Genomic DNA, 11,603 nt, shown 5'->3' with positions numbered 1-11,603 from the left:
ATATGGACAATTGGTTTCCATGTGATATCCAGGAGAGCCGATCTTATGGCTGAAACACAGAACGATCCGCTATTGCCGGGCTACTCTTTCAACGCCCATCTGGTGACGGGGCTGACGCCAATTGATGCCGATGGCTATCTGGATTTCTTTATCGATCGTCCGCTGGGCATGAAGGGCTATATCCTCAACCTGACCATTCGCGGTGAAGGGGTGATCAACAATCACGACCAGCAGTTTGTCTGCCGGCCGGGGGATATTTTGCTCTTTCCGCCGGGGGAGATTCATCATTACGGGCGCCATCCTGACGCCCGGGAGTGGTATCACCAGTGGGTTTACTTCCGCCCACGCGCTTACTGGCATGAATGGCTGAACTGGCCGACTATCTTCGCCCATACCGGTTTTTTCCGTCCTGACGAGCCGTGGCAGACGCGTTTTTGCGAGCTGTTTGGCCAGATTGTTGAGGCGGGGCAAGGGGCCGGGCGTTATTCGGAGCTGCTGGCGATCAATCTGCTGGAGCAGCTGTTGCTGCGGCGCATGGAGGCCATTAACGAGTCGCTGCATCCGCCGCTGGACAATCGCGTGCGCGATGCCTGCCAGTACATTAGCGATCACCTGGCAGACAGCCATTTCGACATCGCCAGCGTTGCCCAGCACGTTTGTCTGTCGCCTTCGCGGCTGTCGCACCTGTTCCGCCAGCAGCTGGGCATCAGCGTGCTGGGGTGGCGGGAAGATCAGCGCATCAGCCAGGCGAAGCTGCTGCTCAGCACCACCCGCATGCCGATCGCCACGGTGGGGCGTAATGTCGGTTTCGAAGATCAGCTCTATTTTTCGCGGGTGTTTAAAAAATGTACCGGCGCCAGCCCGAGTGAATTCCGTGCGGGGTGTGAATAAAACGTAAATAAAATGAAATGTTGCGCCGGAAAATTGTCACAACCAGTAAACTATTTGGACAATTGATGGCTTGACGAAGGCGCGACGGCTCTGGAAAATCCGTGCTTCGTTTTGAAACCGGGCACATTATGCAAGCATTGCTGGAACATTTTATCACCCAATCCACGGTCTATTCCTTGATAGCCGTGATGCTGGTCGCCTTCCTTGAATCGTTGGCGCTGGTGGGGCTGATATTGCCGGGAACGGTGATGATGGCCGGTCTTGGGGCGCTCATCGGTAGCGGTGAAGTCAACTTCTGGCAGGCGTGGCTGGCGGGGATTGTCGGCTGTTTACTCGGCGACTGGATCTCCTTCTGGCTTGGCTGGCGGTTTAAGAAACCGCTGCATCGCTGGTCGTTTATGAAGAAAAACAAAGCGCTGCTGGATAAAACCGAGCACGCGCTACATCAACACAGCATGATAACCATTCTGATCGGGCGCTTTGTCGGCCCGACGAGGCCGCTGGTACCAATGGTGGCCGGCATGCTCGACCTTCCGGTGATGAAGTTTATCCCGCCGAATATTATTGGCTGCCTGCTCTGGCCGCCGCTGTATTTTATGCCGGGGATTCTGGCCGGTGCGGCGATTGATATCCCTGCCGATGACCACAGCGCCAGCTTTAAGTGGCTGCTGCTGCTGGCCGCGTTGCTGGTGTGGCTGGCGGGCTGGCTGTGCTGGCGACTGTGGCGGAGCGCGAAAACGCGCGATCGCCTGACGCGCTTCCTGCCTCGACCCCGTTTGCTTTGGCTGGCTCCCCTGACGGTGGTGCTGGCCGGCGTGGCGTTAACCGTGGTGATTCGCCATCCGCTGATGCCGGTCTATCTCGATATTCTGCACAAGGTTATCGCGCGCTGATCCCTAACAGGTGAGAGGCGCTGCTGTTCCCGCGAAGTAAGGTGTCGGTGTCGCCGTCCCAGGCGATGCGTCCGTCAGCCACCACCAGCGATCGTGGGGCGATGCGCGCGGCGTCCTCGACGCTGTGCGACACCATCAGCAGCGTTAACTGCTGCTGCTGGCACACGTCGCTGACCAGCGCCAGCATCTCCTGACGCAGCGCTGGGTCGAGCGCGGAAAACGGCTCATCCAGCAACAATACCGGTTGTTCCCGAACCAGACAGCGGGCCAGCGCGGCGCGCTGACGCTGGCCGCCGGAGAGTTCTCCCGGCAGCCTGTCCAGCAGCGCGTCAATCCCCATTTGTCCGGCGATGGCCTGCAGGCGGGCGGTCTGCGCGGCGGTGAGCTTCAGCCCCGGATGCATCCCAAGGCCAATATTCTGGCGAACGGTGAGATGATGAAAGAGATTGTTTTCCTGGAATAACATCGACACCGGACGCCGGGCCGGTGGCGTATCGCTATGTGGCTGACCGTCAATAATGATCGTGCCGCTTGCCGGTAGCAAAAAGCCGGCAATCAGGTTCAACAGCGTGCTTTTACCCGCGCCGCTGGGGCCGAGCACGGCGATGCGCTCACCCTGCTCAACGGAGAGCGTGAACCGCATCGGCAGATGCTGATAGAGCCAGGTTACATCATTCAGTTTTAACATCACGCCCCGGAAGTTTCTCAATCACGGTAAAGAGGACAAAGCACAGCACCAGCAGCAACAGGGCGGTCACCGCGCCATCCTGGCTGCGGTAGGCGCCAATCTGCTGATACAGATAGAACGGCAGCGTGCGGAAGGTGTCGTTCCCGAACAGCGCGACGGCACCAAAATCACCGATCGACAGCACGCAGGCAAAGGCCAGCGCCTGGGCCAGCGGGCGTTTTAAGGCGCGCAGTTCGACCACCCGCAGGCGGGTAAAACCTCCCATGCCTAAAGAGTGGCACAGCTGACCGTAGCGCACGGCGATGTCGCGCATCGGATTTTCCAGCACCTTCAGAGCATAGGGAATGGCCATCAGCGCGTTGGTGCAGATCACGATTCCGTCGGCGGATTCAGGCAGACCGATACTGTTATTGAGCAGTAAAAAAAAGCCGGTCGCCAGCACGATCCCCGGCATGGCGAGGATCAGCATACCGCTAAGCTCCAGCGTTTGCCCCGCCAGAGGCTGGTTACGCAGGCGCAGTTCACGACTGCTCCACAGCAGCATCATCGTCAGAATAACGCTGAGCACGCCGGCGCACAGCGCGATGCGCAGCGAGATCCAGAATGCCTGCCACAACGCCGGGCGGGCCAGCACGCTGAACAGATTGCTATTCAGGCCGTCGACAACAACCGCCAGCAGCGGCGGAAGCAACAGCAGAAGCGCGATGGTAATTAATACCGCGTCGCTGAGGCGGCTGTGCAGGCGATCGTCCGGATCGCGCCAGCCGTGAACATGGCTCACGCCGATGGCAACCGCTTTACTCAACCGCTGGGCGAGCAGTACCAGCCCGAGGCAGCAGATCATTTGGATCAGAGCCAGCATTGCCGCGCGGGCCGGGTCGTAATCAAAACTTAACGCCTGGTAGATAGCCAGCTCAATCGTCGTGGCCCGCGGGCCGCCGCCGAGCGACAGTACGGTGGCGAAACTGGCAAAGCACAGCATAAAGATCAGCGCCGCGACGGGGGGAATTTGCCGTCGTAGCCACGGCCATTCCACCAGACGGAAAAAATGATAGCCACGCATGCCCAGTTGGGCCGCTATCTGGCGCTGTTCGCCGGGGATATTCTCCAGCGCCTGCAGCAGCAGACGGGTGGCCATCGGCATATTGAAGAAGACGTGCGCCAGCAGAATGCCTTGTAACCCGTAGGGCGAGAAATCCCACTGCCAGCCGAGGGCATTAAACAACGCCGCCAGCCAGCCCTGGCGACCATACACGCTAAGAATGCCGAAGACCGCCACCAGTACCGGCAGAATCAAGGTCATTGCGCACAGGCGCAGCAATAGCGTTCGTCCGGGAAAACGCCGGCGGTAGAGCGCCCGGGCGAGAAACAGGGCCGGTACGACGGAGAGGAGCGCCGAGAGAAATGCCTGCCAGAAGGAGAAACGGATAACGTGCCACAGGTAGCTATCGTTCAACACCGAAGACCAGGCGGTCTCCGGCGCGCTGCTCCAGAGCGCCAGAAACGCCGACAGCGCCACGACGACCAGCAATGCGCTGGCCGCCAGGCCCGGTATCAGCCAGCTAAGACTTAGCGGCTGACGGCGCGTTGCCATGCATTAATCCAGTTCTGACGTTCTGCGGCGACCTGCTGCGGGGTAAATTGCAGGGTAGTTTGTGGTTTTTGCAGGGCGTCAAAGCCTGCAGGCAGCGCTACCTGGGTAACCGGATACATCCAGTTGCCGGTAGGGATCGCGTTCTGGAAGGCCGGTGACACCATAAACTTGAGGAATTTCTCAGCCAGCTCGGGTTGCTTGCTGGCGGCGGTGCGTGCGGCGACTTCAACCTGCAGGTAATGGCCTTCGGTAAAACCGGCGGCCGCATACTGGTCTTTTTTCTCTTCGATAATGTGATAGGCCGGCGAGGTGGTATAGCTGAGCACCAGATCGCTTTCCCCTTTCAGGAACAGACCGTAGGCTTCGCTCCAGCCTTTGGTGACGGTGACCGTTTTCGCTGCCAGTTTCTGCCAGGCTTCCGGGGCCTTATCGCCATAGACTTTCTGCATCCACAATAGCAGCCCAAGTCCTGGGGTGCTGGTGCGTGGATCCTCGTAGATCACCCGCCATTTTTGATCGCTTTCCACCAGCTCTTTCAGGCTTTTCGGCGGGTTTTTCAGCTTGTTTTTATCGTAGACGAAGGCGAAATAACCATAATCGAACGGTACGAAGGTGTCGTTATCCCAGCCGCCAGGCACCGTAACCGCGCTGGCCGGCACCTGACTTTTGGCGAACAATTTGCTCTGGGCGGCCGCTTCCAGCAAATTGTTATCCAGCCCAAGCACCACGTCGGCTTTGCTGTTTTTGCCCTCCATCCGCAGACGGTTAAGCAACGACACGCCGTCTTCCAGCGCCACGAACTTCAGCTCGCAGTTGCAATCGGCTTCAAACGCCTTTTTCACCACCGGGCCAGGGCCCCAGTCGGCGGAAAAAGAGTCGTAGGTATAAACGGTAAGGACAGGCTTCGCCAGCGCGGGTGTGGCGACCAGTACCAGCAGCGGGAGTAATTTTTTCAACACTTTGCACCTCATAAAAAAGGGTGGCAAAGGATTTTGAGTCGGCCCCAAATCCCTTCGCCGGCGTTATCCGGATCAGGTTCGACGGGTATTTTCTCAGCCTGTACACGTCATCCTTCGCGCTGCCTCTGCGTTAGCGTCGCGTGTTCACCCCAGTCACATAGTTTTCTATGCTCCTGGGGACTCACCCGCTTGCTGCCTTGATGCAACCCGAATGATTTTGTGTACACACGTCATCGAGCGCGCTGCCTCTGCGTTAGCGTCGCGTGTTCACCTCGGTCACATAGTTTTCTATGCTCCCGGAGATTCACCCGCTTGCTGCCTTGAGGGAGTCCGAACGATGGCGTGTATGTTTAATAGCACCCCGTTGAGAACGGCGAATAGTGTAATGATTTTGTTAGTTGACTGAAAGCATTACGGCTCCGGCGGGGCAAACCATGCGGATTTGAAATCAAACCAGCCGAGCGTATTCATGCGCACGCCGCGCATACTGCGCTGTCCCTGGATCATCAGCCAGTGGTGGATCAGCGGAACGACGGTTTGATTGGCCAGCAATTGCTGACTCCAGGTGGCGGGGTTTAATTCGCCGGCGTGCCAGCGCCGGGTTTCCTGCTCCCAGTCGATGGGAATACAGTGGCGAATCAGCGGGACTTCGTACAGCAAGGCAAAGAGTGAAAAATCGATCGGCAGGGTAAAGTTGGCGCTGTTCAGCCAGATATCGCTGACCACTTCACCGCGGTGCCACTCCTCGTACTCCAGCTCCTGAATCACCAGTTTTACCTGATGCTCCGCCAGCAGCTCCGCCATGATGCCGCCCATCACACGGTGTTCGACGTGATCGCGATAATAGGTCAGGGTAACGGATTCCAGCCCCGCTGGTTTTTCACAGGCGTGGCTGCGCGCATGGTGCCAGCGAGGAAGCAGGCCGTAGGCCGGGAACCAGTTGCCCTGGTAATGTTCGCCGGCATGGTAGAGCAGCGTGGCGGGCTGGAACAGATAACTGAGCCATTGACGTACCGCGCTGTTGTTGCCTAGCGGGCTGCGGGCATCAAACAGCAGGTAGTAACACCCTTCCTCAAGGCGGCTCTCAACCGCTTTCTCACTTTGGGTGGTGCCCTGCAGCGTTAAGCCGCCGTTGGGTTCTTCGCTAATTTCCGGTAGCACCCAGACGTTGACTTCATCGATCAGTGCCCGGTAGCCAAAATAGTCATCGAAAGCGTGGATCTTCAGCTGATTTTGATTGTTGCGTACCACCGCATATGGCCCGGTGCCGACCGGCATACTGGCGAAATTGTCCATCGACTGCCATTCCCGCGGCAGCACCACCGCCGACACCTGGCCCAACAGCCAGGGTAGCCAACGGTCTGGCTGCGTCAGGTGAATGTCCAGAGTCCAGGCGGTGGGGGAGACAATACGTTCGATGTGCGCATAGAGCGGCAGGGTGTTGCTGCGCTGCAAGGAGGCAATCACATCCTCCATCTCCAGCTCTCTGCCGTGGTGAAAATGAATGCCGGGGCGAAGAAAGAATCGCCAGTGGGTCGGCGAAATCTGCTGCCAGTGGTGGGCAATATCGGCTTCGAGTTCCCCGTTTTCCTCATTTACCCGGGTCAGCGCGCTGAAGATCTGCCGGGCAATATGGTTTTCCGAGCGCCGCAGCGCGCTGCCGGGGAGCAGGTTTTTCATCGGCCGGTAGTAGAGCACCCGGAGGATATGCCGCCCTTGACGAAAGCTGCGGCCGAGGTGCGACACCAGCATCTGGCGTACGGCGGCTTTATCACCCACCAGTTGAACCAGCTGATCGATCCGATCCTGCTCCAGTAGATCTTCCGCACGTTGCTGCTGCAGTGCCAGGCCGGTATAGAGGAAGGCCAGCCTGGAACGTTTGCCACGCCCGGCTTCCGCCTCCCAGGTTAACCATCCGCGGGCTTCCATCATGTTCAGCAGCGTGCGCATATGGCGGCGAGAACAGCACAGCATCTCCGCCAGTTCGTTAAGCGTCGTCTCCTGCGATTGGCCTTCGCAGCACTGCCAAAGGCGGATGAACTGTTGTTGCAAACGAGCAGAAGACATAAAAGGGGAACTCCTGATGAAAAGTCAGCAATTTATTAATCCCTATATTAGGCCAATAATCCACTTCGATGAAGCGAGGAGGTGAATATGATGAGGTCTACCGCGAAACAGTTTTACCAACGCTACTTTTCTGCGACGCAGGATGCGTCATGGCTGGCCCGCTTGATGGCAGGGAGACAGCAGAAGATTCTTGGCGAACTGATGCAGTGGGGAGTTACGTCACAGACCTCTGCTCATGACCTTGCCGATATCATGTGTGACTGAGTATTGGTGTATACCTGTCCGCTTTCAAACGCTGGCCACTCGGCTGAAACCAAAACGTTTTGGTCGCCTGTCTGTCACTTGAAATAGATAGAGTATAAAATCACCTGCCAGCAGATTGCTTCTGCTGGCTTTTTTCGTTTCTTCGCGTGCTTTAAGGACATGACATGCTGTGGTTAATGACGATGGGACGGCGGCTGAACGGCGTCTACGCGGCTTTTATGCTGGTCGCGTTTATGATGGGCATTGCGGGCGCGCTACAGGCTCCCACCCTCAGCCTGTTCCTCAGCCGCGAAGTAGGCGCACAACCTTTTTGGGTCGGCCTGTTTTATACCGTTAACGCCATTGCCGGGATTGCGGTAAGCCTGGCGCTGGCAAAACGATCCGACAGTCAGGGCGATCGCCGTCGGCTGATTATGTTCTGCTGCCTGATGGCGGTGGGTAACGCGCTGTTGTTTGCCTTCAATCGCCACTACTTAACCCTGATCACCTGCGGCGTGATGCTGGCGTCAATCGCCAATGCCGCGATGCCGCAGCTGTTTGCCCTGGCGCGGGAATATGCCGACAGCTCGGCGCGGGAAGTGGTGATGTTCAGCTCGGTGATGCGTGCTCAGTTGTCGCTGGCGTGGGTTATCGGGCCGCCGTTGGCCTTTATGCTGGCGCTGAATTACGGCTTTACCACCATGTTCTCGATTGCTGCCGGTATTTTTGTGATAAGCCTGGCGCTGATCGCGGTGAAGCTGCCCTCGGTGGCGCGGGTGGAACAGCCTTCGGAAGCGGACGGGGCGTCGATACCGGCGGGGGGATGGCAGGATAAAAACGTGCGCATGCTGTTTATCGCCTCGACGCTGATGTGGACCTGCAACACCATGTATATCATTGACATGCCGCTGTGGATCAGTAGCGATCTCGGTTTGCCGGACAGTCTCGCTGGGATCCTGATGGGGACGGCGGCCGGGCTGGAAATTCCGGCGATGATTCTGGCTGGCTACTATGTGAAGCGCTGGGGCAAACGAAAAATGATGGTGGCAGCGGTGGCGGCCGGCGTGCTGTTCTATGTCGGGCTGATTCTGTTTCACCATCGTACCGCGCTGCTGGTGCTACAGCTGTTCAATGCCATATTTATCGGGATTGTCGCCGGGATCGGCATGCTGTGGTTTCAGGATCTGATGCCGGGACGAGCGGGAGCGGCAACCACGCTGTTTACGAACAGTATTTCGACCGGGGTGATTCTGGCGGGCGTGCTGCAAGGGGCGCTGTCGCAAAGCTATGGTCACGCCAGCGTCTACTGGGCTATTGCGGTGATTTCTGTGCTGACGCTGTTTCTGACCAGCAAAGTTAAAGATATCTAGTCCTGATGCCGCATCGCGGATGACGGCGATGCGGCACTTCGATCAACTCAGAGCACCATACTCAGGAGAGCAATTCCATCAACTCCCGCAGCTTGCCGACGGCAATCTGCCCCGGCGCGGATGCCTGTCCTACGCTGCCGAAGGTCATCGCCGATCCGAACAGACGCCCGGTTACCCGGCTCACTCCGCCCATTTTCCCCATCGACATGGTAATTAACGGGCGGGTGGCGTGCTGTTCTTTCATGGTCAATGTCGCGCTGAGGAGCGTCAGCACGTCCTGCGGCGACTGCGGCATGACCGCGATTTTGGGTAAATCGGCGCCCAGTTCCTGCATCCGGCACAGCCGGTCGACTATCTCATTCTGCGGCGGTGTTTTCTGGAAATCATGATTGCTCATGATCACTTTCACCCCGGCGGCATGGGCGTCAGCGACCAGCGCCCGAATCTGCGTTTCCTCATTGAAAAGCTCAATATCAATCAGATCGACCAGCCCGCTGGCGACGGCCAGGCGGTTGAGCGCAAAGTAGGCGTCATCGTCGAGTTCCGTTTCGCCGCCCTCTTTGTGGCTGCGAAAGGTGAACAGCAGCGGGATCGTCGCGAGTATCTGGCGGATCTCCGTTAGCGCCAGCCGGATCTGCTTGTCGTCCCGGACGCCGGTAAAGTGATCGACGCGCCATTCGATAAGATCGGCACCGGCCTCTGCCAGGGTGTGAGCATGAATTTTCAGCTCGTCGAGGGTTTTACCGATCAGCGGAACGCAAATTAGCGTCGTCCCTTCCTGAAAGGTGATGTTTTTCACGGTTATCGCTTGTGTCATTTGTAGGGTCCATCGGTAAAAAAATGCCCGGTCATAGGACCGGGCAGGGTAATCAGCGGCGTGGTTAGTTCATAAAGGCCGGCAGTTTGTTCTCGTAGGCCGAAATCGCCGCTTCGTGCTGCAGCGTCAGGCCGATGCTATCGAGGCCGTTGAGCATGCAGTGGCGGCGGAAGGTATCGATGTTAAAGCTGTAGGATTTATCACCCGCTTTCACTACCTGGGATTCCAGGTCGACCTCAAAGCTAATGCCTGGGTTAGCCTGTACCAGCGTAAACAGTTCATCGACCTGCTCGTCGCTCAGCGTGACCGGCAGCAGCTGGTTGTTGAAGCTGTTACCGTAAAAGATATCGGCGAAGCTGGGGGCGATAACCACTTTAAAGCCGTAGTCCGTCAATGCCCAGGGCGCATGTTCACGAGAAGAGCCGCAGCCGAAGTTCTCCCGGGCCAGCAGAATCGATGCCCCTTTATACTGCGGGAAGTTCAGGACAAATTCCGGGTTGGGTTGCTGCCCCTGGTCGTCGAGAAAACGCCAGTCATTGAACAGGTGTGCGCCAAAGCCGGTACGGGTGACTTTCTGCAGGAACTGCTTGGGAATGATCGCATCGGTATCGACGTTTGCGGCATCCAGCGGAACCACCAGGCCCGTATGTTGGGTAAATTTCTCTGCCATGATGGTTTCCTTATTTGATGTCGCGGATGTCGGCGAAGTGGCCGGTAACGGCGGCGGCGGCGGCCATTGCCGGGCTGACTAAGTGGGTACGTCCGCCGCGGCCCTGACGGCCTTCAAAGTTACGGTTGCTGGTTGATGCGCAGCGCTCGCCTGGGTTCAGACGGTCGTTGTTCATCGCCAGGCACATAGAGCAGCCCGGCAGGCGCCATTCAAAGCCGGCGTCGATAAAAATCTTATCCAGCCCTTCGGCTTCCGCCTGGGCTTTTACCGGACCAGAGCCTGGAACTACCAATGCCTGTACGCCCGGCGCGACTTTGCGCCCTTTAGCGATTTCTGCCGCGGCGCGTAAATCTTCAATACGCGAGTTGGTGCAGGAGCCGATAAACACTTTATCGATAGCCACGTCGGTTAACGGGATACCCGGCTTCAGGCCCATATAGGCCAGTGCTTTTTCCGCACTGGCGCGTTCGACCGGATCGGCAAACGAGGCCGGGTCGGGGATCATATCGGTGACGGAAATCACCTGGCCCGGGTTGGTTCCCCAGGTAACCTGCGGGGCAATTTCTTCAGCCTGCAGGGTCACCACGGTATCAAATGTGGCGTCAGCGTCGGTTTGCAGGGTTTCCCAGTATTTCACCGCGGCGTCAAAGTCTTCGCCTTTCGGCGCATGCAGACGGCCTTTGACGTAGTTAAAGGTGGTTTCATCCGGCGCGACGAGGCCCGCTTTAGCACCCATCTCAATCGCCATATTGCACAGGGTCATACGACCTTCCATGCTCAGGTCGCGAATGGCTTCACCGCAGAACTCCACTACGTGACCGGTACCGCCGGCGCTGCCGGTTTTACCGATGATCGCCAGCACGATATCTTTGGCGGTGATGCCCGGTGCCGCTTTGCCATTAACGGCAATTTTCATGGTTTTGGCGCGGCCCTGTTTCAGGGTCTGCGTCGCCAGCACGTGCTCAACTTCCGAGGTACCGATACCGAATGCCAGCGCGCCAAATGCGCCGTGGGTTGCGGTATGGGAGTCGCCGCAGACGATGGTCATCCCCGGCAGGGTAACCCCTTGCTCCGGGCCCATCACGTGGACGATACCCTGATACGGGTGGTTCAGGTCATACAGTTCCACGCCGAACTCTTTGCAGTTCTTGATCAGTTCCTGCATCTGAATTCGCGCCATTTCACCTGACGCATTGATGTCTTTGGTCTGGGTGGAGACGTTGTGATCCATGGTGGCGAAGGTTTTGCCCGGCTGGCGTACCGGGCGGTTGTGCGCGCGCAGGCCATCGAAGGCCTGTGGGGAGGTCACTTCGTGCACCAGATGACGGTCGATGTACAGCAGCGGGGTTTCATCTTGTGCTTCATAAACCACGTGAGCATCAAACAACTTTTCGTATAAGGTCTTCGCCAT

The 11,603-nt window shown here is 57.9% G+C and carries 11 protein-coding genes; 4 read left to right on the top strand and 7 right to left on the bottom strand.

Annotation, left to right across the window (positions count from 1 at the left end):
• The first annotated feature begins 45 nt into the window (after positions 1–45).
• Positions 46–891, top strand: coding sequence for an arabinose operon transcriptional regulator AraC (gene araC, locus ACMYSP_RS08790; RefSeq protein WP_123757523.1), 846 nt, complete (start codon positions 46–48; stop codon positions 889–891).
• 128 nt (positions 892–1,019) lie between these two features.
• Positions 1,020–1,784, top strand: coding sequence for a DedA family protein (locus tag ACMYSP_RS08785; protein WP_434587052.1), 765 nt, complete (start codon positions 1,020–1,022; stop codon positions 1,782–1,784).
• Here ACMYSP_RS08785 and thiQ read toward each other — a convergent pair.
• From thiQ to sgrR, 4 genes are all read right to left on the bottom strand, one after another.
• Positions 1,771–2,472 (bottom strand): thiamine ABC transporter ATP-binding protein ThiQ, encoded by a 702-nt coding sequence (gene thiQ, locus ACMYSP_RS08780; RefSeq protein ID WP_434586387.1) that lies wholly within the window; start codon positions 2,470–2,472, stop codon positions 1,771–1,773. The two genes, ACMYSP_RS08785 and thiQ, sit on opposite strands and share 14 nt — an antisense overlap.
• Positions 2,456–4,066 carry a thiamine/thiamine pyrophosphate ABC transporter permease ThiP gene (gene thiP, locus ACMYSP_RS08775; RefSeq protein ID WP_434586386.1) on the bottom strand — a complete coding sequence of 537 codons (1,611 nt, stop codon included), beginning with the start codon at positions 4,064–4,066 and terminating at the stop codon, positions 2,456–2,458. Before thiP ends, thiQ begins: the two co-directional genes overlap by 17 nt.
• Entirely contained in the window at positions 4,042–5,025 is a 984-nt protein-coding gene (gene thiB / locus ACMYSP_RS08770) for a thiamine ABC transporter substrate binding subunit (RefSeq protein WP_434586385.1), read from the bottom strand. Before thiB ends, thiP begins: the two co-directional genes overlap by 25 nt.
• A 411-nt stretch (positions 5,026–5,436) precedes the next feature.
• Complete coding sequence (gene sgrR / locus ACMYSP_RS08765; RefSeq protein WP_434586384.1) at positions 5,437–7,092, bottom strand: HTH-type transcriptional regulator SgrR; 1,656 nt, start codon at positions 7,090–7,092, stop codon at positions 5,437–5,439.
• A gap of 87 nt (positions 7,093–7,179) precedes the next feature.
• On the opposite strand from sgrR, the gene sgrT reads away from it, so the two are divergent.
• Positions 7,180–7,356 (top strand): glucose uptake inhibitor SgrT, encoded by a 177-nt coding sequence (sgrT, locus tag ACMYSP_RS08760; RefSeq protein ID WP_434586383.1) that lies wholly within the window; start codon positions 7,180–7,182, stop codon positions 7,354–7,356.
• A 164-nt stretch (positions 7,357–7,520) separates the two neighbouring features.
• The gene (locus tag ACMYSP_RS08755; protein WP_434586382.1) at positions 7,521–8,705 is read left to right on the top strand and encodes a sugar efflux transporter; all 1,185 of its coding nucleotides are present in this window, start codon (positions 7,521–7,523) and stop codon (positions 8,703–8,705) included.
• 61 nt (positions 8,706–8,766) lie between these two features.
• Here the strand turns inward: ACMYSP_RS08755 and aroD are convergent, their stop codons facing one another.
• From aroD to leuC, 3 genes are all read right to left on the bottom strand, one after another.
• Entirely contained in the window at positions 8,767–9,522 is a 756-nt protein-coding gene (aroD, locus tag ACMYSP_RS08750) for a type I 3-dehydroquinate dehydratase (RefSeq protein WP_434586381.1), read from the bottom strand.
• A gap of 64 nt (positions 9,523–9,586) precedes the next feature.
• The gene (leuD, locus tag ACMYSP_RS08745) at positions 9,587–10,192 is read right to left on the bottom strand and encodes a 3-isopropylmalate dehydratase small subunit (protein WP_434586380.1); all 606 of its coding nucleotides are present in this window, start codon (positions 10,190–10,192) and stop codon (positions 9,587–9,589) included.
• Between the two features lie 10 nt (positions 10,193–10,202).
• Positions 10,203–11,603: a 3-isopropylmalate dehydratase large subunit gene (gene leuC / locus ACMYSP_RS08740; RefSeq protein WP_434586379.1), complete on the bottom strand. Its 1,401-nt coding sequence runs from the start codon at positions 11,601–11,603 to the stop codon at positions 10,203–10,205.

Origin of the sequence: Klebsiella sp. R390, assembly GCF_051131745.1 — a bacterium.
Taxonomy (GTDB): Bacteria; Pseudomonadota; Gammaproteobacteria; order Enterobacterales; family Enterobacteriaceae; genus Klebsiella.
Note: the sequence above shows the minus strand (reverse complement) of the source record. Positions and strands in the feature narration are given on the sequence as shown.

Bases quoted from the DNA above. Each gene is read 5' to 3' on its own strand.
- araC (WP_123757523.1), top strand. From the start codon at position 46: ATGGCTGAAACACAGAACGATCCGCTATTGCCGGGCTACTCTTTCAAC.
- ACMYSP_RS08785 (WP_434587052.1), top strand. From the start codon at position 1,020: ATGCAAGCATTGCTGGAACATTTTATCACCCAATCCACGGTCTATTCC.
- thiQ (WP_434586387.1), bottom strand. From the start codon at position 2,472: ATGTTAAAACTGAATGATGTAACCTGGCTCTATCAGCATCTGCCGATG.
- thiP (WP_434586386.1), bottom strand. From the start codon at position 4,066: ATGGCAACGCGCCGTCAGCCGCTAAGTCTTAGCTGGCTGATACCGGGC.
- sgrR (WP_434586384.1), bottom strand. From the start codon at position 7,092: ATGTCTTCTGCTCGTTTGCAACAACAGTTCATCCGCCTTTGGCAGTGC.
- sgrT (WP_434586383.1), top strand. From the start codon at position 7,180: ATGATGAGGTCTACCGCGAAACAGTTTTACCAACGCTACTTTTCTGCG.
- ACMYSP_RS08755 (WP_434586382.1), top strand. From the start codon at position 7,521: ATGCTGTGGTTAATGACGATGGGACGGCGGCTGAACGGCGTCTACGCG.
- aroD (WP_434586381.1), bottom strand. From the start codon at position 9,522: ATGACACAAGCGATAACCGTGAAAAACATCACCTTTCAGGAAGGGACG.
- leuD (WP_434586380.1), bottom strand. From the start codon at position 10,192: ATGGCAGAGAAATTTACCCAACATACGGGCCTGGTGGTTCCGCTGGAT.
- leuC (WP_434586379.1), bottom strand. From the start codon at position 11,603: ATGGCGAAGACCTTATACGAAAAGTTGTTTGATGCTCACGTGGTTTAT.